We start from the raw sequence: 20,584 nt of genomic DNA on the forward strand, positions 1-20,584 counted from the left end.
TCCGCGCTAGTAGGCTGAGAGTGCTGCAGCCACCAGCTGCCGCGCAAGCATACCCGTTTGTCGACCGAGGGATCGAAGATGACGAGCCACACCACCGATACTGCCGCCCGCGCCTTCGCGGAGCTCGACGCGTATCGCGCGCTCGAGGCGAAGCAGCAGCCCACCTGGCCGGATCCCGCCGCCGTGCAGGCAGCCTCAGAAGAACTCGCCGCTCAGCCCCCGCTCGTCTTCGCAGGCGAAGCCGATCAGCTGCGCGCCCGTCTCGCAGCCGCAGCGCGCGGCGAAGCCTTCCTGCTGCAGGGAGGCGACTGCGCCGAAACGTTCGTCGCGGCCACCGCAGACAAGATCCGCGACCGGGTCAAGACCCTGCTGCAAATGGCAGTCGTGCTCACCTACGGCGCTTCGATGCCCGTCATCAAGGTGGGACGCATGGCAGGCCAGTTCGCGAAGCCCCGATCGAGCGACTCCGAAACCCGCGGTGACGTCACGCTGCCCGCCTTCCGCGGCGACCTCGTCAACGGCTACGAGTTCACCCCCGAATCGCGCACCGCAGACCCGTCGCGGCTCGTGCAGGGCTACCACGTCTCCGCGTCGACACTCAACCTGATCCGCGCCTTCACACAGGGGGGCTTCGCCGACCTGCGCCAGGTGCACGCCTGGAACCAGGGCTTCGTCTCGAACCCTGCCAACCAGCGCTACGAATCGCTCGCCGCCGAAATCGACCGCGCCGTACGCTTCATGGATGCCTGCGGCGTCGACCACAGCGAACTCAAGCAGACCGAGTTCTACGTCAGCCATGAGGCGCTGCTGCTCGACTACGAGCGCCCCCTCACCCGCGTCGACTCGCGTACCGGAGAGCTCTACGACACCTCCGGCCACATGCTCTGGATCGGGGAGCGCACCCGCGATCTCGACGGTGCCCACGTCGAATTCCTGTCGCACGTGCGCAACCCGATCGGAGTGAAGCTCGGCCCGACGGCCACCGTCGACGACGCGCTGCGCCTCATCGACAAGCTCGACCCCGAGCGCGAGCCCGGCCGACTCACCTTCATCACCCGCATGGGCGCCGGCAAGATCCGCGACGTGCTGCCCGGCCTGCTCGCCGGGGTGCGCGACGCAGGCGCGACCCCACTGTGGATTACCGACCCGATGCACGGCAACGGCATCACCTCCTCGACGGGGTACAAGACCCGCCGCTTCGATGACGTCATGGACGAGCTGCGCGGGTTCTTCGAAGCCCACCGCGAGGTCGGCACCTTCCCCGGCGGCATCCACGTCGAGCTCACCGGCGACGACGTGACCGAGTGCCTCGGCGGCTCCGAGAACATCGACGAGGAAGCACTGGCCACCCGCTACGAGTCGGTTTGTGATCCGCGCCTCAACCACCGCCAGTCGCTCGAACTCGCCTTCCAAGTGGCTGAAGAATTGAAGCAGCTCTGATCTGACCGCACCGCAACTTCGGCTGCGTATTGAGAACCCGGGGGCCGCATGGCCCCCGGGTTCTTCGTGTTGGGGGCGCTGCGCACCCGCAACGCATCGAGACATGCGGATCCGCCATCTGCCGCATCCCTGCCGTTGAGGCCGCGGCCCTGGCCCGGCTCAGAGCGAGATTGTGCTTTTGACGCGGATCTCCGTGCCGGCAGGCACCCGATCACCCGCCGCCGGATCAGTGCCGGTGGCCTTTGCGAAGCCGCGCAGGGCGTCTGGAACAAGCGTTGTAGGTGAGAAACCTGCCGCGGCAAGAGCGTCCATCGCCTCCTGCAGGCCCATGCCCGAAACATCTGGGATATCGAACAGCTCCGGGCCGAGCGACACCGTCAGGCCGACCGAGTCGCCCGGGCGCACCGGATCAGTGGTGGGGAGCATCGCTATGACACGCCCCTTTTCGATGTCTGCGTGGTGCTCCTCGGCGTTCAGTGAGGTGTCGACCGTGAGCCCGCTCGCACGCAGCGCGCGCGAGGCCTGCTCGATCGAGAGGCCGGCGACATCGGGGATAGCGCCAGCCGAAACGACAAGGTCGACCCGGCCGCGCTCGGGGTACGTCTCTGCGAGCGGCTCACCATCTTCGCCGAGCGCTGCGAGCACCGTGTCAGCGGCAGCCGCATCGAAACGCTTTTCACGCACCTCACCAAAGGTGAAACCCGCGCCCTTGATCGCCTGCTGCGCCTGTTCAAGAGGCAATCCCGCGATCGCCGGCACTGGCAACTGCTTCGGCCCGCTCGACTGACACAGACGCACCGTGCTGCCCCTGTCGAGACGCGAGCCCGACTCCGGGTCGGTGCTCGCCGCCAAACCGGCAGGCACGTCAAGGCTGGAGCATTCGATGATCTCCACCAGCAGCGAGCGATCTTCCAGTGCCCCCTGGGCCTCGGCGATCTCCTGCCCGGCAACATCGGGAACCGTGACCCGCGACCCGGGGCCCTGACCGAACCACCAGCCCGTGCCGCCCGCCAGTGCGATGAGCGGCACCAGCAGCGCTGCGGCGATTCGTCCCTTCCGCGTGCGCTTGGCGGCGGCAGACGCCGCACGGTCGATCGGCGAAGCCGGCGTCGACGGTGAGCCAGTGCTGCCGGTTTCGGCGTCGTCGAGGCCAGCCGCGAGCGCCTGCCGTTGCGCCCCGTCGAGCACTGTAGTGGAGGGCGTCGGCGTGCCCCCGGAGAGATCTGCGGGCAGCACCCTGGTCGCACCCGACGGAGCATGCCCCGACGTGAGCCCAGACATGAACGCGAGCGCTTCCGAAGCGTCGCGCGGGCGATCCTCCGGGTCGCGCTGCGTGGTCCACCGCACCAGCTCGTCAAGCTCTGGCGATGCCTCGCTCGATTTCAGCGAGGGGGCCGGCACCTCGGAGTGCGCGTGCTGATACGCGATCTGCATCGGCTGCTCGCCGGTGAACGGCTGCGACCCGGTGAGCATCTCGTACAGCATGATGCCGAAGGCGTACAGATCGCTGCGGGCATCGGCAATGCCGCGGGTGACCAGCTCGGGGGAGAGATACGCGATCGTGCCGAGCAGCGCCTGGCCGGTCGTGGTGTTCGCACTGACCGCGCGCGCAAGGCCGAAATCACCCAGCTTGATACGACCGTCATCGGCGAGCAGCACATTCTCGGGCTTGAGGTCACGGTGCACGATTCCGGCCTGGTGCGCTGCCGCGAGACCCGAGAGCACAGCGCCGCCGATCTCAAGCGACTGCTCCGCCGTGAGTCGCTTCTGCTGCTTCAGTAGCTCGCGCAGCGTAATGCTCGGCAAATACTCCATCACGAGATACGTGCGACCGAGATCGTGCCCCTGATCGAAGACGTTCACCAGATTCGGATGGGAAAGACCCGCGGCGCTGCGCGCCTCCTGCTCGAAGCGTCGCGTGAAGTTCTCGTCTTCGGCGAGATGCTCGTGCATGACCTTCACCGCGACCCGGCGCTCAAGCCGCAGATCGTTCGCGAGGTACACCATTGCCATTCCACCGCGGGCGATGCGCGAGCGGATCACGTATCGTCCGTCGAGCGTTTGCCCGATCAGCGGGTCGACAGGCACAGAGGTCACGTCGAAATTCTACGGAAGAAGGATGCGCGCTCGTGGGATGCGCGCCGCGCGGCCGCGGATTGCGATCCGCTGAGGACGCTGGCAGAGTTGCAGTGTGGCCCAGAACATTGCACCAGAAACGCCGTTCCTGACGATGCCGGATCTCGTCGAGATCTTCAACCTCGCACCAGGCAAGATCCACCGACTCATCGAAGATCACTACCTCGCCGCCGTGCGCGTCGACGGTGTGCTGAGCGTGCCAGCGGAGTTCGTGCAAGACGGGGCCCCGCTGCCTCCGCTGCGCGGCACGATCCTGGTGCTGCTCGACGCGGGCTTCTCGAACGAGGAAATGGTGGCGTGGCTGCTCTCGCCCAATGAGGAGTTGGGGGAGCGGCCGATCGACTCGCTGCGCGCCGGACGCAAGAGTGCGGTGCGTCGCGCAACACAGTCGCTCGCCTTCTAGCCCTGCAACCGGCCTGTCGGCCGAGCTGAGCCCCGCAGCCGGGGGAAGCGAGTCGCGCGTTAGAACGCTCGGCGGGCGGCGCGTTCCGACAGGCTGAGCAGCAACTGCGCCGCATCCGGCCTGATCCGCGCGCGCTGCAGCGCTGTCGTGGCGCGGTCGAGGTTGAGTGTGATCATCTCCTCGATCTGCTCGATAGCCCCGCTCTCGCGAATCGTGCGCTGCAGCATGGCAACCTGCAGGCTGTCGAGCTCGCTGCCGAGCATGTCGTCGAAGATGCGTCGCTGCGTGGTCGGCAGCTTTTCGCGAGCGAGCGTGACGAGCACGGTGCGCTTGCCCTCGCTGAGGTCATCGCCGATGGGTTTGCCTGTCAGCTCTTCATCGCCGAACACGCCGAGCAGATCATCCCGCAGCTGGAAGGCCACGCCCACCGGCAGACCGAAGTCAGACAGTGCCTGCTCATGCTGCTCGCTCGCCCCGGCGAGCGCCGCCCCGATGAGCAGCGGAGCCTCGACGCTGTACTTCGCCGACTTGTAAACGAGCACCCGTGTGGAACGCTCGAGCTGTTCCTCGTGCGCGGCGAACTCGGCATGCTGCTCCTCGAGGACGTCGAGATACTGCCCCGTGGCGACCTCGCTGCGCATCCGGTCGAAGTGCCTGCGCGCCCGCTGTGCGGCATCGCGGTCGGGCAGCGCGTCGCCCGCGGCCTGCATGAGTTCGTCGGCCCAAGACTGCAGCAGATCGCCGAGCAGGATCGCGCCCGCGAGGCCGAAGTGCTCGGCCGAGCCGCGCCATCCGCGCTGCTGATGCATCGCCGCGAACAGGCGGTGCGTTGCGGGGCGGCCGCGGCGCGTGTCCGAGCGATCGATGACATCGTCGTGGATCAGGGCCGCCGCATGGAAGAGCTCGAGGGCGCACGCCGCGTCGAGCACGGCCCCAAACTCGGTGTCGACTTCTGAAGATAGTTCGAGGGGGCGGATCGCGCGGTAGCCGAGCACCGCGAACTGGGCGCGGAAGCGCTTCCCGCCAGAGAGAAAACCGAAGGCTTCGTCGAGCAGGGGTTCAGCGTCAGCCCCGAGGGGTTCGAGAGCGGTGCGATGGCGGGCCAGCGTGTCGTTGATCCGCTCCTGAATAAGCCCTGCGAGTCGTGTCGTTTCTTGCACGCGACTAGCCTAGCCGCGCACCGAAGACAGTAGACTGTGCACAACGGATCATTCAAGTGCGGGAGGGATCGTCATGGCGCTGTCAGAACATGAACAGCGGCTGCTCGACGAGATGGAGCGCAGCTTCTATCAGAGCGAAGCCGACGTGCTGCAGACCGTTCCCGGAGCGCGCCGCCGCTTGAACTACCGGTCCCTCGTGCTCGGCATCGTCGTGGTGCTCGTCGGCTTGGGCGTGTTGGTCGGGGGAGTCGCTGCGCAGCAGCTTTGGCTCGGCCTCATCGGCTTTGCTGCAATGCTCGGCGGTGTGATGCTCATGTTCGCTCGCGGTTCCTCCGCTGATGCGAACGACGGGGCCTCGCTCGGCAAGCCAGGTGATGCCTCGGGTGCCCGGGCGTCATCGCGCGAGTCGTTCAGTGAGCGCATGGAGCGACGCTGGGATGAGCGCATGGAAGGCGAACGCTAAAGCGCATCTCGCATCGTCACAGGCCGCGGTTTCGACCGCGGCCTTTTGCATGCCCGCACTCGGCGTGCTGCGGTAGCGCTGTAGTGCTGCGCTGCCTGCTGACTGCTGCCTCGCGCACTCGCCTCCACTTTGCTCCACTTCTGCCTGAGTGGGCAGGGATTTGGCGCTGCTGAGCTCTGTCTTCGGCGGTTTGGGTGGGTGCAGGGGTAGCGTCTCCGCGCTTAGGGGTGTCGGCATAACCGCCGGAATATCAACGGAGTTGAGCGTCCGGAGGAGAGTGTGCGGGTCAAGTGGAGAGAAAGAGCAGTGAAGTGGAGGAAAGTGGAGTAGTGTGGGATTCCACAGTCGAGATGGTGAAAGGGGGCGTCCGTGTTCCTCGGTACCTTCACGCCCCGCCTCGACGAGAAGGGCCGCCTGATCCTGCCCGCCAAGTTCCGCGATGAGCTCGCCGACGGGCTGGTCATCACCCGCGGTCAGGAGCGCTGCCTCTATGTCTTCAGCGAGGGCGAGTTCACCGAGATGCACGAACGCATCCGCCAGGCCCCCGTTACCTCGAAGCAGGCGCGGGACTACCTGCGCGTATTTCTCTCGGGTGCCCACCCCGAGACCCCTGACAAGCAGAGCCGTGTCACGATTCCGCAGGCCCTGCGCGAATATGCAGGCCTCGACCGCGAGCTTGCGGTGATCGGAGCCGGCAGTCGTGCCGAGATCTGGGATGCCGACGCCTGGCAGCGCTACCTGACCGAGCAGGAGTCGGCGTTCTCCGATATCGAGGAGGAGGTGATCCCGGGCATGTTCTAGCCCGGACGCATCATGATCCAACATCACACTCCCGAGCGCGACGCCAGCGACGAGCGCGATGCCAGCGAACTGCACGTACCCGTGCTGCTCGAGCGCTGCCTCCAGCTGCTCGCGCCCGCTCTCGACAAGCCTGGCGCAGTAGCCGTCGACGCGACCCTCGGCATGGGCGGCCACACCGAAGCCATGCTGGAGGCTCACCCGGGCCTCACCGTCATCGGACTCGACCGCGACACCGAAGCCCTCGGGCTCGCCGGTCGCAGGCTCGAACGATTTGGCGATCGCATCGTGCGCGTGCACGCCGTCTACGACGAGATCGGGCAGGCCGTGCGCGACGCAGGATACGACCGCATCGACGGCGTGCTCTTCGATCTCGGCGTCTCCTCGCTGCAACTCGATGAGGCTGACCGCGGCTTCGCCTATGCGCAGGACGCCCCGCTTGACATGCGTATGGACCAGAGTCGCGGCGAGACCGCCGCCGAAGTGCTCGCCACCGCCCCCGAAGGGCGTCTGCGGGCAATCTTCGAACGCTACGGCGAAGAGCCGCTTGCCGCCCGCTACGCCCGTGCGATCATCGCCGCACGGGCCGAGGCGCCTATCGAGCGCAGCGGCCAGCTCGTCGACGTGCTGCAACAGGCCACGCCTGCTGCGGTGCGGGATCAGCGGCACCCGGCCAAGCGCGTCTTCCAAGCGTTGCGCATCGAGGTGAACGGCGAACTTGCGGTGCTCGAACGCGCGATCCCCGCAGCCCTCGACCTCATCGCTCTGGGTGGGCGTGCAGTGGTCATGTCCTACCAGTCGCTCGAAGACCGCCTCGTGAAGCGCGAACTCACGAAGCGCAGCAAGTCGACGGCCCCACCGGGGTTGCCCGTCGAACTGCCCGAGCACCGGCCCGAGTTCCGCCTCCTCACCCGCGGTGCGGAAGTTGCCGACGACGCAGAACGCGCCCGCAACCCGCGGGCCATTCCGGTACGGCTGCGAGCCGCCGAGCGCACGAGGGAGGTGCGATGAACAGCACGGTTCCGATCCGATTCGACACCGCTCCCGCAGGCGGTGACCTGGCAGGCGGTGCCCTGCGGGCCGGTGCTCCGGCGACCGCCCCGGCTCGGCCGGGCACCGGCGAACGCCATCTGCGCATCGCCGAAGCCCCGCAGTCGGCCCGGCGGCGTGCCGCGAGCCCGCTCATCGGCGGCCTGGTCGCGGTCGGCGTGATCCTCGTGATCCTCGCAACACAGTTGGGTCTGAGCATCGCGATCTCCCAGGGTGCCTACGAGGCGCGGGCGCTCGAAATCGAGCAGCGGGATCTCTCCCGGGTGGAGCGGGTGCTCTCCCAGAACGTCGACAAGCTCTCCTCGCCGCAGAACCTTGCCGAGAACGCTGCTGCGCTCGGCATGGTGCAGAACGCGAGGCCCGCCACCCTGCGACTCAGCGACGGTGCCGTGCTCGGTGCGCTCGACTCACCCACGTCTGAGGTGCGGGGCAATCTCGTGCCCAACTCCACACTCGAATCCATGCCCGTCGTCGACGCCGAGGGCTTGCTCGTGCCGCGCGACGCCGTCGGTGGCGCACAGGAGCAATCCATGGAGCCGCCGGTACGTTGGAAGGGCAAGCTGCCCGCTCCGGAGACCCGCTGAGCGGGCTCCCGGAGCACTGCGCACGAGAGGTGACGGAACATGCGACCACTCCGCACAGCCGCGCTGCGGCGCACCATCGCACTCGCGATCGTCGTGATCGCGGCCCTCATCTTCCTCGTGCGTCTCGTCGACGTGCAGATGGTGTCGGCCGCTGCCTTGAACGAGGACGCCCGGGACAAACGAGCGGTGCCCGTGAAGATCTCGAGCGTGCGTGGCGACATCGTCGATCGCAACGGCGAGGTGCTCGCCACGACCGATGAGCGCTATGACGTGCAGCTTTCTCCGAAGAACACCACGCTCAACGGCGGCAAGTTTCCGAGGCCCGATTTCGAGCGCGGTATCGGCACCGTTACGGTGACGGCGAAAGAGGCCTTCGCCGAGATCGGGGCGCTCACCGGGCAGTCGGCGGAGGAGATCCAGAAGATCGTCGACGATGCGCTCGCGGAGAACCCCAAATCCGACTTCGCCTACGTGAAGCGCGGCGTCGACCTGCCGACGCTGAACAAGCTCAAGAAGCTGCAGATACCCTGGCTCACCTTTGACCAGCACCACACTCGCGATTACCCGAACGGTGCCGTCGCCGGCAACCTGATCGGATTCAACGGCTTCGAGGGTGTGCCGCTCTCGGGCGTCGAGCTCTCGCAGAACGAGTGCCTCACCGGAGTCGACGGCCAGGAGACCTATGAGCGCGGAGCCGACGGTGTCGCGCTGCCGGGCAGCGTCGTCGTCACCGAGAAGGCAGTCGACGGCGGCACAGTCGACCTCTCCATCGACCTCGACCTGCAGTGGGAGGCGCAGCAGGCCATCAACGCTCAGGTGCAGCGCACCGCGTCTGCGTGGGGAATGCTCGTGGTCATGGACGTCAAAACCGGTGAGCTGGTGGCCGTCGCCGAGGACGGTTCCGTCGACCCGAACGACGTGGACGCCTCTGACCCCGCCAAACGCGAGGCCCGATCCTTCACCTCGCCCTTCGAACCCGGTTCGACCTTCAAGACCATCACGGCTTCGGCGCTCATCGACCAGGGCGTCGCGACGCCGGCGACCCGCAACCTCACCCCCGATTATCTGGAGCCCGAGCCTGGTGTGCGATTCGGCGACTCCTTCCGGCACGAGCCGAAGCAGTGGACGCTCACTGGCATTCTGACCCAGTCGTCGAACGTGGGCACTGCGACCCTCGGTAATCTGCTGCCCGCCGAGACTCGCTACGACTACCTGCAGCGCTTTGGCATTGGGGTCGGCACCCATGCTGGGATGCCCGTTGAGGATTCCGGTCTTCTGTACCCACCAGATGAGTGGGATCGCCAAACTTCCTATAACACCTCGTTCGGGCAGGCGCTGTCGGCCACGATCGTGCAGACCGCGGGCGTGTATCAGACGATCGCGAACGGTGGGGTGCGCATTCCGCCGGGCTTGGTGCGCGGCTGCACCGATGCCGCAGGCAAGCGCACCGAACTCGACCATGGCGAGCCACAGCGGGCCGTCTCTGAGGAGACGTCGGATCAGGTCATGCAGATGCTCGAGACCGTCGTGACGCAGGGCTGGTACAAGAACATCATCGACATCCCCGGCTACCGGATCGCGGGCAAGACCGGCACTGCGGAGCAGGTGGACCCGGAGACCGGCCGATACCGCAGCGGCAGCTACGTGAACTCCTTCGCCGGCATCTTCCCCGCCGACGATCCTCGCTACGTCGCGGTAGCATCGATAGCATTCCCGACGGCGGGTGACGGCGGCACCGCTGCCGTCACTGCGTTCCGGGAGGTGGCAGAGGCGACGATCCGCACCTTCCGTATCCCGCCCTCCACAGGAACGTTCGAACCGCTCCCCACGGAGTACTGACCAGACCCCCGCAGGAGGCCAACGCAGTGAGTACCGGAGATGCCATGAGCATCCGACCGCAGCATCCCGCACCCGTCCGGCTCGGCGAGCTGGCGGTGCGCTTCGCTCTCGAAATCGCAGGCGACACCGCCGGCCTCGCCGTTACCGGTGTCACCCTCGACTCGAGGGACGTGCGGCCTGGCGACCTCTACGCGGCTCTGCCCGGGGCCCGCAGGCACGGTGCCGAGTTCGCGACGCAGGCCGAAGCCGCGGGTGCGGTGGCTCTGCTCACCGATGCGGAGGGGGCGCGGATTGCCGGCGAGGCCGGCTCGACACTGCCGATCCTCATCGCAGAGCAGAATCCGCGTGAGATCCTCGGGGAGGTTGCTGCGAGCGTGTACGGCACCGCCGATTTCGCTGCGAAGGTCTTCGGGATCACTGGCACCAACGGCAAGACGAGCGTGGTCTACCTGCTCGCCGAGCTATTGCGCGCGGCAGGTTTCACCCCGGGCCTCAGCTCGACTGCAGAGCGTCGCATCGGCGACGAGGTGATTGTTTCAGATCTCACCAGCCCAGAGGCACCCGAGCTGCACGCCCTGCTGGCCCGGATGGGCGAGCGCGGCGTTGACGGCGTTGCACTTGAGGTGTCGGCGCACGCTGTGGAGCGGCACCGCATCGACGGTGTGCGTTTCGACGCTGTGGCGTTCAACAACTTCTCGCAGGATCATCTCGATGATTTCGGCGATATGGAGAGCTATTTCGCTGCGAAGCTCGCACTGTTCGCACCCGAGCATGCTGAGCGCGGTGTGGTGGTGGTCGACTCGCCGCATGGGCAGCGGATCGCGCGCGAGTCGCGCATCCCGGTCACCAGGCTCGCCACCGAGTACGGTCAGGACGCCGACTGGCATCTCGCGATCACCAGGCAGACCATCGACGGGGTCTCTTTCGTGCTTCAGGGCCCGGAGGGCGCGCATTTCCGGGGCAGTGTGCCCTTGTTCGGCAGGTTCATGGCCGAGAACGCGGCGCTGGCGCTGATCATGCTGCACGAGGCCGGTGTGCCGCTCGCGCAGGTCGAGGCCGGCCTGAACGGCGGTCGGATTCCCGTCTATATTCCCGGCAGACTCGAGCTGATGTCAGCCGAAGGTGCCGGCGGCCCTCGCTTTTACGTCGACTATGGGCACACTCCTGGGGCGTTCGAAGCGATGCTCGACGCGCTCGGCGAGGTTGCGCCTGGCAAGATCATCTTCCTGTTCGGTGCTGATGGCGATCGAGATACCACCAAGCGCGAGGAGATGGGTCGGATCGCGGCGGCAGGATCAGACACCGTGATCGTCTGCGACTACCACCCCCGTTCCGAGCCGCCGGAGGCGATCCGCGCGCAACTCATCGCGGGGGCCCGCTCAGCGAACCACGCCGAGATCATCGAGGAGGGCGACCCCCGCGCCGCGATCCGGCTCGCCATTTCGCTCGCCGGAGCCGGTGACGTTATCCTGTATGCCGGTCCCGGACACGAGGACTACCAGGAAGTCGCCGGTCAGCATCTGCCGTACTCGGCGCGTGATGAGGTACGCGGTGCGCTCCGCGAGGCAGGATTGCTTCCGTGATTGAACTGACGCTTGACGAGGTTGCGCGAGCGACGGCTGGGCGGCTCGTTGCAAACGGGGCCGACCCGCTGACTGTGGTGACGGGAGAATCGCAGACTGACTCGCGAGAGGTGCGCCCCGGGCAGATCTTCTTCGCTCGTCGCGGCGAGGAGACCGACGGACACCTCTTCGCGGGAAAGGCCGTTGCCGCCGGCGCCGCGCTGCTGGTGGTGGAGCGGCAGCTCGACGAGCCGGTGCCGCAGATCGTGGTCGCCGACGCGACTGACGCGCTCGGTGCGCTCGCGACCGAGGTGGTGCGTCGGGTGCGCGAGCGCGGTGATCTCACCATCGTGGGGATCACCGGATCCAACGGCAAGACCACGACCAAGAACCTCGTCGCCGAGATGGCGAAGCGGCTTGGGCCGACTGTGGCTTCGGAGAAATCGTTCAACAACGAGGTCGGCGGGCCGCTCACGATGCTGCGCGTCGACGACACCACCCGCACGCTGGTCGCCGAGATGGGCGCAAGCGCCGAGGGCGAGATCGCCAGGCTGACGGCGATGGCCCCGCCGCACATCGGTGTGGTGCTCTCGGTGGGTCTCGCGCACGCAGGCGAGTTCGGCGGCATCGAAACCACCTTCCGCACGAAGAGCGAGATGGTGCGCGATCTGCCCGACACCGCGGTTGCGGTGCTCAACCGAGACGATCCCCGGGTCGCGAAGATGGCAGACCTCACCCGTGCCCGGGTGCGGTGGTTCGGTCTGCACCCGGAGGCCGATGTGCGCGCGAGCGACGTCGACTCCTCAGCCGAGGGCACCCGCTTCACGCTGCACGCGACGCTCCCGAGTGGTGAGTCAGCGCAGTCGCCGGTGCACTTCCGAGTGCTCGGCGAGCACCACGTCATGAACGCTCTTGCTGCGGCGGCTGTGGGCCTTGAGCTGGGTCTGCCGCTTGTCGACATTGTCGAGACGCTGGAGGCCGCGACCCTGGCCGCGCCCGGCCGGATGCAGGTGCTCGGCGGTCGCGACGGCATCACGATCGTCAACGATGCCTACAACGCCAGCCCGGATTCCATGAGCGCCGCGCTGCGCACTCTCGCCCAGATCCGCAAGCCGGACGGGCGTTCGGTCGCCGTGCTCGGGGCGATGAGCGAACTCGGCGAGTATTCGATCGAGGAGCACATCCGCATCGGCCTGCAGGCTGTGCGGCTGCGTATCTCCGAGCTTGTGGTGGTGGGTGCGGAGGCGCGTCACCTCCACATCAGTGCGATCAATGAGGGTTCGTGGGATGGCGAGAGCGTGTTCTTCGAGACCCAGGATGAGGCCTACGACTACCTGGAGCGCACGCTTCAGCCGGGCGACACCGTGCTCGTGAAGTCGTCGAACTCGGCGGGGCTGCAAAGCCTCGGCGACCGCCTGGGGGAGGCCCACGCATGATTGCGCTGCTGATCGCGGGCGGTTTCTCGCTGCTGTACTCGCTGCTGCTCACACCGCTGTTCGTGCGCGGCTTCAACCGTTTGCGCTGGGGTCAGCCCATCCGGGTCGACGGGCCGAAGGAACACGAGGTGAAGCGCGGCACGCCCACCATGGGCGGCCTCATCTTCCTGTCCGGCTCCGTGATCGCCTACTTCGTGGGCAAGTTCGTGATGGGGGAGACGCCGTCGCCCTCTGCCTTGCTGGTGATTCTGATGGCTGTCGGAGCCGGCCTCGTGGGCTTCATCGACGACTTCATGAAGGCCCGTTTGCAGCACTCGGCCGGATTGAACGGTTGGGCGAAGATCGCAGGTCAGGTCGCCATCGCGATCGCGTTCGCCCTGTTGGGGTTGCAGTTCGCGAACGACGCCGGTGTGACACCGATTTCGACCCACATTTCGCTGTTCCGCGATACCTCATTCGATTTCCTGATGTTCGGTGCGGTTGCAGGCACGGTGCTGTTCATCATCTGGATCATGGTGATCGTCACCGCCACCACCAATGCGGTCAATGTCACCGACGGGCTCGACGGGCTCGCCGCTGGAGCGGCGATCTTCGCCTTCGGCGCCTACCTCGTGATCGGGTTCTGGCAGGGCGCGCAGGGCTGCGCGGCGACAGGCGGAGAGCTTGGCTGCTACGGCACCAGGGATCCGATGGACCTTGCGGTGATCGCGGCGGCGTTCCTGGGCGGTCTCGCGGGCTTCCTGTGGTGGAACACGAACCCCGCGAAGGTGTTCATGGGCGACACGGGTTCGATGGCCATCGGCGGTGCGATCGCGGCTCTCGCGATCCTCACCCGCACTGAGCTGCTGCTCGTGCTCGTGGGCGGCCTGTTCATCATTGAAACAGGCTCGGTGATTCTGCAGCGCCTCTACTTCAAGGTGACGAAGGGACGGCGCATCTTCCTGATGAGTCCGATCCACCATCACTTCGAGTTGAAGGGCTGGGCCGAGGTGACCGTTGTGGTGCGCTTCTGGATCGTTGCTGGCCTGTTCGCGGTGTCGGCCGTCGGCGCGTTCTACGGCGAATGGTTGCTGCAGCAGTGACCGGGAACGGCATGACGGAGACGGCGGGGGATCAGGTGAACCAGACCGAGTGGACCACTGAGCGGGTGCTCGCGCTCGCGAGCTGGCACGACGACTGGGCTGGCCTGCGGGTTGCCGTGCTGGGGCTCGGGGTGACCGGATTCTCGGTCGCAGACACGCTTGTGGAGCTGGGGTCGCGGGTGCGGGTGATCTATGGGGCTCCGGATCCGGATCGCGAGCGCCTGCTCGATGTGATCGGCTCGGAGCGTTTCCGCGCCGACACCAACCCTGAGCAGCTGGGCGATCTTGCCGCGTTCGGGCCTGATCTCGTGGTGGTGTCGCCGGGTTATCGGCCTGACCATCCGCTCACGTCGTGGGCGACGCAGCAGGGCATCCCGGTGTGGGGCGATATCGAGCTCGGCTGGCGGCTACGCGACAAGACCGCGCGAGTTGCCGACTGGATCTGCATCACGGGCACCAACGGCAAGACCACTACTACGCAACTCACCGCGCACATGCTGGTGGCTGGTGGCTTACGGGCCACCCCTGCCGGCAATATCGGCACACCGATTCTCGACGCGTTGCGCGATCCGCAGGGTTACGACGTGATCGTGGTCGAACTTTCTAGCTTCCAGCTCGCCCGGTTGGGCGAGATCTCGCCTTATGCGAGCGCGTGCCTCAACTTCGCCGACGACCACCTCGATTGGCACGGCAGCGTCGAGGGCTACTGGGCTGCGAAGGCGAAGGTGTATGAGCACACGCAGGTCGCCTGCGTCTACAACCGCGCCGATGCCGAGACCGAGCGCATGGTCGAAGAAGCCGATGTCATCGAGGGGGCGCGCGCGGTGAGCTTCGGTCTCGACTCGCCTCCGCCGAGCGGCTTCGGGGTGGTCGAGGGGATTCTCATCGATCGCGGTTTCCACGCGGAGCGGCGCAGCGAGGCCTATGAGTTGGTGACGGTCGCCGAGCTTACCGAGCGCGGCATCGCCGCACCCCACATGGTGCAGAACGTGCTCGCCGCGAGCGCGCTCGCGCGGGCACGGGGCGTGGAGCCCGCTGATATCGCGCGAGCGATTCTCGGCTTCGTGCCTGACGCTCACCGTGCGCAGCAGCTCGGGGAGGTGGCGGGTGTCGCCTGGGTCGACGATTCGAAGGCCACCAACGCGCACGCGGCCGATGCGTCGCTGCGGGCCCTGCAGCGGGTGGTATGGATCGTGGGCGGCCTGCTGAAGGGCGTCGATATCGCTGAACTGGTTGCGGCCCACGCGCACCGTCTGCGGGGTGTCGTGGTCATCGGGGCCGAACGGGCCGAGGTGCTCGCCGCACTCGAAGCGCACGCGCCCGAGGTGCCGCGCATCGAGATCGTGCCGGAGATCGCGCAGCGAGAGATGGTGGCTGAGGGCTCTGCCGGCGAGGTGATGACGCGCGCCGTGGAGGCCGCGGCTTCGCTCGCGAGCGAGGGCGACACCGTGCTGTTGGCCCCTGCGGCCGCGTCGATGGATCAGTTCACGGACTACCCGGATCGGGGCCGCCAGTTCCAGGCGGCCGTGCGCGAACTGGAGTGAGTGGCGTGGCGTCCGAATCGGAGGGGATCGGGGGGAGCGCGCCCGGCCAGGCCCGCATCAGCCTGGGGGCGATGCTGCGCACCGGATCCGACTCGACGGTCGCCGCCCTCTACACCATCACGCTGCTGCTCGTGGGCTTCGGCCTCATCATGGTGCTCTCGGCTTCGTCGATCACTTCATACCTCGACGATCAGGGGTTCTTCGGCGGGTTCTGGCGTCAGGCCTCGTTCGCACTGATCGGTATCCCGCTGATGCTCATCGCTGCGGCGATGCCGGTGTCGTTCTGGAAGCGGTGGGCATGGGTGCTGCTCGCGGTGGGTATTGCGCTGCAGCTGCTGGTGTTCACCCCGCTCGGTATCGAGGTGTACGGCAATCGCAACTGGATTCAGATCGGCGGTCTTGGCGCGCAGCCCTCGGAGGCGTTGAAGTTGGCGCTCGTGGTCTGGGTGGGAGCGGTGCTGCAGCGCAAAGAGCCGTTGCTGGGTCAGATGCGGCACGAGATCATTCCGATCATCCTGCCCGGAGCGGTGATCGCTCTGGGCGTGGTGCTGCTGGGGCGCGACCTCGGCACGGTGCTGATCATGGCGGCCATGGTGTTCGGCGCGATGTACTTCGGTGGGATCAGTTGGAAGACGCTCGGGGTCACGGCTGGCGGAGGCCTGCTCGCGGTGGTGTTCTTCGTGTTGACCAGCCAGAACCGTATGGCGCGTCTGCTCAGCCACGCCGGTGGCACCGATGACTACAGCGGGCTCGACTGGCAGTCGACGCACGGCAAGTGGGCGCTCGCCAGCGGCGGCCTGTTCGGTGTGGGGCTCGGCAATTCTAAGGCGAAATGGTCGTGGCTGCCCGCGGCCGACAACGACTACATCTTCGCCATCATCGGCGAGGAGCTCGGGCTGATCGGCGCGCTGCTCGTCATCGTGTTGTTCATCGTGCTGATGGTGGTGATGCTGCGGGTGATCACCCGCGCCCGCGACAGGTTCGGTCGCGCGGTTGTGGGCGGCATCATGGTCTGGATCGTCGGTCAGGCGTTTGTGAACATCGGCGTTGTGATCGGCGTGTTCCCGGTGCTGGGGGTGCCGTTGCCGCTCATCAGCGCCGGCGGCACCGCACTCATCGCGTGCCTCGCCGCCATCGGTGTGGTCATTTCGATCGCGCGCGACGGCGCACAGTACCGGGCGGAGCTCGAAGCTACCGCCTCCACAGGAAGAAGGAGCCGAGGCATCCGATGACACGCTACCTGCTCGCCGGCGGCGGCACTGCCGGCCACGTCAACCCGTTGCTCGCGCTCGCCGACCTCATCCGGGCCGAGGAACCCGACGCTGAGATCGTGGTGCTCGGCACCCGGGAGGGGCTGGAGTCGAGGCTCGTGCCTGAGCGGGGCTATGAACTCGTGCACATCGAACGGCTGCCGTTCCCCAGGCGGCCGAACCTCGCGGCACTGCGTTTTCCCGCCCGGTTCGCACGAGCGGTGCGCGAGACGCGCGCACTCATTCGAGAGCGTTCCATCGACGTCGTGGTCGGGTTCGGCGGCTATGCCTCGGCACCCGCCTATCGTGCGGGCGCGCAGGAAGGCGTGCCCGTGGTGATCCACGAAGCCAATGCCAAGCCCGGTATGGCGAACAAGCTGGGGGCTCGCCGCACCTCTTATGTGGGCGTGACCTTTGCGGGAACGCCCATTCCGGGCGCCCGCGTCACCGGGATGCCGCTGCGTCCTGAGATCACTCATCTCGATCGCGTGGGGCTGCGTGCATCGGCGCGCGAGCACTTCGGGCTCGACCCTGCCAAGCGCACCCTGCTGGTGACCGGGGGGTCCCTCGGCGCTCGGGCGATCAACAGGGGCATCTCGGGGTCGGCGGCTGCACTCACAGCCGCGGGCATCCAGGTGCTGCATATCTGGGGTGGGCTCACCGATGTCGAGGATCCGGCGGTGCCCGGCTACACCGTGATCCCGTACTGCGACCGCATGGATCTTGCGCTCGCTGCTTGTGATCTCGCCGTGTCGCGTGCGGGTTCGACAACGGTGAGCGAGCTCTCCGGGCTCGGAATCCCGGCGGTGTTCGTGCCGTACAGTTACGGCAACGGCGAGCAGCGCTTCAACGCTGCCGGTGTCGTCGCTGCCGGTGGCGCGATGCTCGTCGAAGACGATGATCTGACCCCGGAGTGGGTGCGCGGGGTGCTCATTCCGCTGGTGCGCGACGATGCGCGCCTCGCAGACATGGCGGATCGCGCCAGGGGCGCCGGCACGCTCGACGGCACCGAGCATTTGCTCGCGCTCGTGCGAGAAGCGCTCGCGGCCCGCTGAGCTGCGGCCGGATCCCGTATGCACCTGCCCGTCACCCGGCAGCCGATCCCGCTTCGGCTGTGGGTCATGCTCGCCGCAATGGTCGTGGCGCAGGCTGCCACCACCGTCGTCTCTGCGGCTCCGGCGTTCCTGATTCCGCACATGCTTGAGCGGGAGGGGATGAGCCTCGCCGCCGCCGGCCTGCTCGCCGGAGCCCCGAACCTCGGTCTGGTGCTGTCGCTCGTGGCCTGGGGTGCGGCGACCGACCGCTTCGGGGAGCGGCGTGTACTCCTCGTCGGCCTGGCGCTGACCGTTGCCGTTGTCGCCGCCTCGACGGCGGTGCACGGTTTCGCCGCGCTCGGTATCGCCTTCGTGGTGAGCGGCGCGGTTTCGGCGTGCACGAACAGTGCCAGCGGTCGGCTCATCACCGGCTGGTTCCCGCCTGATCGGCGAGGGCTCGCGATGGGGATCCGGCAGACCTGCCAGCCGCTCGGCATTGCGGCGGCTGCGCTGGGAGTGCCCCCGCTCGCCGCTGCCGGGGGGGTCGGCCCGGCCCTCGCACTCGGTGGCGCGCTGAGCGCGCTCAGTCTCATCTTGTGCGCCTTCGCCGTGCGCGACCCGCAACGTGCAGCGAAACCGGGTGCCGTCGCCCTCGGTAGCCCCTACCGGGCCTCGTCGACTCTCGTGCGCATCCATGCGGTGTCGATGCTGCTCGTGGTGCCGCAGTTCGCCCTGTCGACCTTCGGGCTCGTGTGGTTCACGGTCGGTTTCGGCTGGAGCGCCTTCGCTGCGGGTGCGCTCGTCGCAGCCTCCCAGTTCGCCGGCGCGGCATGCCGGATTGTGGTGGGAGCCTGGAGTGACCGGGCGATGTCGCGGCTCGGGCCGCTGCGACTCGTCGCGATCGCCGGGATCGCCGCGCTGCTTGCTACCGCAGGGTTCGGCTGGGCCGGGTGGGCGGGTGCAGCTGCGGTCGCCTACCTGGTAGCGAGCTGCGTGAGCGTGGCCGACAACGGGCTCGCATTCACGGCCGTCGCTGAGATCGCGGGGCCCGCCTGGGCGGGGCGCGCGCTCGGGATCCAGAACACCGGGCAGTTCCTCGTCGCCGCCGCTGTCGGGCCGGTGGTGGGAGCCCTCATCGGCGTGCTCGGCGTGCCCGCGGCGCTCGCGCTCACCGCCGTGACACCGCTGCTCGCCGTGCCGCTCGTGCCGAAGCCCGCGGCAGAACACGCACTCCGGGAGTGATGCGAATCCGCACCCGCGTCTCCATCGGACACGTGCATCGCCAGCGCGCCAGCCAGCCGCGATCTCAGTGAGTCGGCCTGCGAAGGCGGTACGCTGGAGTGTCAATCCTTGGGAGGCCAGATGATCTACCCCGATCTCGAGATGGAGATCCCCGACACGCTCGGACGCGTGCACTTCGTCGGCATCGGCGGCTCGGGCATGAGCGGCATCGCCCGCATGATGCACCAGGCCGGTGTGCGGGTGACGGGATCCGATCGCAGCGCCAACTACTCGACGGAGGCGCTCGAACAGCTCGGCATTCCGGTGAGCATCGGCCACGATGCCGCGAACGTTGGCGACGCCGACACGCTCGTGGTGACCGGAGCCCTCTGGCAAGACAATCCTGAGTATCAGCTTGCGCTGTCGCGGGGCCTCCCCGTGCTGCACCGTTCACAGGCGCTGGCCTGGCTCGCCCGCAGCAAGCGGGTGGTGTCGGTCGCCGGCGCCCACGGCAAGACCACCTCCACGGGCATGGTCGTCACCGGTCTGCTCGGCCTCGGCACAGACCCCTCTTTCGTGAACGGCGGCATCATCGAGTCACTGGGTGTGAGCTCGGCGCCGGGCCGCGATGAGCTGTTCGTGATCGAAGCCGACGAGAGCGACAAGTCCTTCCTGCTGTACGACACCGCCGTCGCGCTCATCACGAACGTCGACCCCGAGCACCTCGACTTCTACGGCTCGCGCGAGGCCTTCATGCAGGCCTTCGTCGACTTCGCGCTGGGGGCCCGCGAGCAGGTGGTGATCTCTGCCGATGACCCGGGCGCCATTGAGGTGCTCGAAGCTGTGCGCGCCGCGGGCTCTGCGGCCCCGATTCGCACCTTCGGCGAGCACGCCGACGCCGATGTACGCATCGTCTCGATCGATGCCTCCGGCCCGGTGCGTTTCGTGGTCGAGCTTGCAGGTGTCGACGGCGCCGTTGAACGGCACGAGGCGCAGCTTTCGGTGTATGGCCGCCACAATGCTGTCAACGCGGTGGGCGCTCTCGCGGTGCTCACCGGGCTCGGGTTCGAGGCGGGGCCGGCGCTCGCCGCGATCGCCGAGTTCGGGGGAACCAAGCGTCGCTTCGAGCTCCATGCTGAGGTCGGCGGGGTGCGGGTCTACGACGACTACGCCCACCACCACACCGAGGTCGCCGCGCTGCTCGACTCGGCGCGGGCCGTCGTCGGCGAGGAGGGGCGGCTCATCGCGATCCACCAGCCTCATCTGTACAGCCGCACGCAGCTGTTCCACCGCGAGTTCGCTGAGGTACTCGAAGCCGGTGCCGATCACACCGTCGTGATCGCCGTCGATGGTGCGCGCGAAGATCCTGTGGAGGGCGTCACCGGTGCACTGGTCGCTGACGACTTCGCCGATCAGAGTCGGGTTGCGTATCGCCCTGACTGGCAGGATGCGGCCGACTACCTCGCCGAGATCGCACGGCCGGGAGATGTGATGGTGACGATGAGCTGCGGCTCGGTTTACCGCATGATCCCGCAGGTGGTCGCAGCGCTGCGCGACCGCTTCGAGCCCACCGGCGCGTAGG

The 20,584-nt window shown here is 67.5% G+C and carries 17 protein-coding genes; 15 read left to right on the forward strand and 2 right to left on the reverse strand.

The genetic code is table 11. The features are described from left to right. The first annotated feature begins 78 nt into the window (after window positions 1–78). Complete coding sequence (locus tag WFI54_RS00085; RefSeq protein ID WP_336650781.1) at window positions 79–1,440, forward strand: class II 3-deoxy-7-phosphoheptulonate synthase; 1,362 nt, start codon at window positions 79–81, stop codon at window positions 1,438–1,440. A 159-nt stretch (window positions 1,441–1,599) separates the two neighbouring features. Here WFI54_RS00085 and pknB read toward each other — a convergent pair whose 3' ends face one another. Continuing rightward, entirely contained in the window at window positions 1,600–3,453 is a 1,854-nt protein-coding gene (pknB, locus tag WFI54_RS00090; RefSeq protein ID WP_442918939.1) for a Stk1 family PASTA domain-containing Ser/Thr kinase, read from the reverse strand. A 178-nt stretch (window positions 3,454–3,631) separates the two neighbouring features. Here pknB and WFI54_RS00095 point away from each other — a divergent pair, with 178 nt between their 5' ends. Further along, window positions 3,632–3,979, forward strand: a complete 348-nt coding sequence (locus WFI54_RS00095) for an Rv2175c family DNA-binding protein (protein WP_336650783.1) — start codon at window positions 3,632–3,634, stop codon at window positions 3,977–3,979. Between the two features lie 59 nt (window positions 3,980–4,038). On the opposite strand, the gene WFI54_RS00100 is transcribed toward WFI54_RS00095, so the two are convergent. Beyond that, on the reverse strand, window positions 4,039–5,139 hold the full coding sequence (locus WFI54_RS00100) for a polyprenyl synthetase family protein (protein WP_336650784.1): 1,101 nt from the start codon (window positions 5,137–5,139) through the stop codon (window positions 4,039–4,041). A gap of 73 nt (window positions 5,140–5,212) precedes the next feature. Here WFI54_RS00100 and WFI54_RS00105 point away from each other — a divergent pair, with 73 nt between their 5' ends. The 13 genes from WFI54_RS00105 to murC all read left to right on the forward strand — a co-directional run bounded on the left by WFI54_RS00105 (window position 5,213) and on the right by murC (window position 20,583). Next, window positions 5,213–5,602, forward strand: coding sequence for a DUF3040 domain-containing protein (locus WFI54_RS00105; RefSeq protein WP_336650785.1), 390 nt, complete (start codon window positions 5,213–5,215; stop codon window positions 5,600–5,602). 369 nt (window positions 5,603–5,971) lie between these two features. After that, entirely contained in the window at window positions 5,972–6,403 is a 432-nt protein-coding gene (gene mraZ, locus WFI54_RS00110) for a division/cell wall cluster transcriptional repressor MraZ (protein ID WP_336650786.1), read from the forward strand. A gap of 12 nt (window positions 6,404–6,415) precedes the next feature. Then, entirely contained in the window at window positions 6,416–7,411 is a 996-nt protein-coding gene (gene rsmH / locus WFI54_RS00115) for a 16S rRNA (cytosine(1402)-N(4))-methyltransferase RsmH (RefSeq protein ID WP_336650787.1), read from the forward strand. Continuing rightward, window positions 7,408–8,034 (forward strand): hypothetical protein, encoded by a 627-nt coding sequence (locus WFI54_RS00120; protein ID WP_336650788.1) that lies wholly within the window; start codon window positions 7,408–7,410, stop codon window positions 8,032–8,034. The genes rsmH and WFI54_RS00120 overlap by 4 nt, the downstream gene beginning before the upstream one ends. Window positions 8,035–8,073: 39 nt before the next feature. After that, window positions 8,074–9,873: a peptidoglycan D,D-transpeptidase FtsI family protein gene (locus WFI54_RS00125; protein ID WP_336650789.1), complete on the forward strand. Its 1,800-nt coding sequence runs from the start codon at window positions 8,074–8,076 to the stop codon at window positions 9,871–9,873. Between the two features lie 44 nt (window positions 9,874–9,917). Next, window positions 9,918–11,456 carry a Mur ligase family protein gene (locus WFI54_RS00130; RefSeq protein ID WP_336650790.1) on the forward strand — a complete coding sequence of 513 codons (1,539 nt, stop codon included), beginning with the start codon at window positions 9,918–9,920 and terminating at the stop codon, window positions 11,454–11,456. Continuing rightward, on the forward strand, window positions 11,453–12,871 hold the full coding sequence (locus WFI54_RS00135; RefSeq protein ID WP_336650791.1) for a UDP-N-acetylmuramoyl-tripeptide--D-alanyl-D-alanine ligase: 1,419 nt from the start codon (window positions 11,453–11,455) through the stop codon (window positions 12,869–12,871). The genes WFI54_RS00130 and WFI54_RS00135 overlap by 4 nt, the downstream gene beginning before the upstream one ends. Further along, on the forward strand, window positions 12,868–13,953 hold the full coding sequence (mraY, locus tag WFI54_RS00140) for a phospho-N-acetylmuramoyl-pentapeptide-transferase (protein ID WP_336650792.1): 1,086 nt from the start codon (window positions 12,868–12,870) through the stop codon (window positions 13,951–13,953). Before WFI54_RS00135 ends, mraY begins: the two co-directional genes overlap by 4 nt. Before the next feature lie 11 nt (window positions 13,954–13,964). Continuing rightward, window positions 13,965–15,497: a UDP-N-acetylmuramoyl-L-alanine--D-glutamate ligase gene (murD, locus tag WFI54_RS00145; protein ID WP_336651622.1), complete on the forward strand. Its 1,533-nt coding sequence runs from the start codon at window positions 13,965–13,967 to the stop codon at window positions 15,495–15,497. Further along, on the forward strand, window positions 15,494–16,729 hold the full coding sequence (ftsW, locus tag WFI54_RS00150; protein ID WP_442918442.1) for a putative lipid II flippase FtsW: 1,236 nt from the start codon (window positions 15,494–15,496) through the stop codon (window positions 16,727–16,729). The genes murD and ftsW overlap by 4 nt, the downstream gene beginning before the upstream one ends. Then, window positions 16,726–17,802, forward strand: coding sequence for a UDP-N-acetylglucosamine--N-acetylmuramyl-(pentapeptide) pyrophosphoryl-undecaprenol N-acetylglucosamine transferase (locus tag WFI54_RS00155; RefSeq protein ID WP_336650794.1), 1,077 nt, complete (start codon window positions 16,726–16,728; stop codon window positions 17,800–17,802). Before ftsW ends, WFI54_RS00155 begins: the two co-directional genes overlap by 4 nt. Window positions 17,803–17,820: 18 nt before the next feature. Further along, window positions 17,821–19,023: an MFS transporter gene (locus WFI54_RS00160; RefSeq protein ID WP_336650795.1), complete on the forward strand. Its 1,203-nt coding sequence runs from the start codon at window positions 17,821–17,823 to the stop codon at window positions 19,021–19,023. Window positions 19,024–19,143: 120 nt separating this feature from the next. Continuing rightward, on the forward strand, window positions 19,144–20,583 hold the full coding sequence (murC, locus tag WFI54_RS00165; protein WP_336650796.1) for a UDP-N-acetylmuramate--L-alanine ligase: 1,440 nt from the start codon (window positions 19,144–19,146) through the stop codon (window positions 20,581–20,583). The last annotated feature ends 1 nt before the right edge of the window (window position 20,584 follow it).

Source organism: Leucobacter sp. MMO-125 (assembly GCF_037148395.1).
In the GTDB taxonomy this organism is placed as follows: domain Bacteria; phylum Actinomycetota; class Actinomycetes; order Actinomycetales; family Microbacteriaceae; genus Leucobacter.

What these genes read in the sequence shown, in the direction of transcription:
- mraY (WP_336650792.1), top strand. Translation starts at nt 12,868, where the DNA reads ATGATTGCGCTGCTGATCGCGGGCGGTTTCTCGCTGCTGTACTCGCTG.
- murC (WP_336650796.1), top strand. Translation starts at nt 19,144, where the DNA reads ATGATCTACCCCGATCTCGAGATGGAGATCCCCGACACGCTCGGACGC.
- rsmH (WP_336650787.1), top strand. Translation starts at nt 6,416, where the DNA reads ATGATCCAACATCACACTCCCGAGCGCGACGCCAGCGACGAGCGCGAT.
- WFI54_RS00105 (WP_336650785.1), top strand. Translation starts at nt 5,213, where the DNA reads ATGGCGCTGTCAGAACATGAACAGCGGCTGCTCGACGAGATGGAGCGC.
- pknB (WP_442918939.1), bottom strand. Translation starts at nt 3,453, where the DNA reads ATGGCAATGGTGTACCTCGCGAACGATCTGCGGCTTGAGCGCCGGGTC.
- WFI54_RS00130 (WP_336650790.1), top strand. Translation starts at nt 9,918, where the DNA reads ATGAGCATCCGACCGCAGCATCCCGCACCCGTCCGGCTCGGCGAGCTG.
- murD (WP_336651622.1), top strand. Translation starts at nt 13,965, where the DNA reads ATGACGGAGACGGCGGGGGATCAGGTGAACCAGACCGAGTGGACCACT.
- WFI54_RS00160 (WP_336650795.1), top strand. Translation starts at nt 17,821, where the DNA reads ATGCACCTGCCCGTCACCCGGCAGCCGATCCCGCTTCGGCTGTGGGTC.
- WFI54_RS00155 (WP_336650794.1), top strand. Translation starts at nt 16,726, where the DNA reads ATGACACGCTACCTGCTCGCCGGCGGCGGCACTGCCGGCCACGTCAAC.
- WFI54_RS00085 (WP_336650781.1), top strand. Translation starts at nt 79, where the DNA reads ATGACGAGCCACACCACCGATACTGCCGCCCGCGCCTTCGCGGAGCTC.
- WFI54_RS00125 (WP_336650789.1), top strand. Translation starts at nt 8,074, where the DNA reads ATGCGACCACTCCGCACAGCCGCGCTGCGGCGCACCATCGCACTCGCG.
- WFI54_RS00120 (WP_336650788.1), top strand. Translation starts at nt 7,408, where the DNA reads ATGAACAGCACGGTTCCGATCCGATTCGACACCGCTCCCGCAGGCGGT.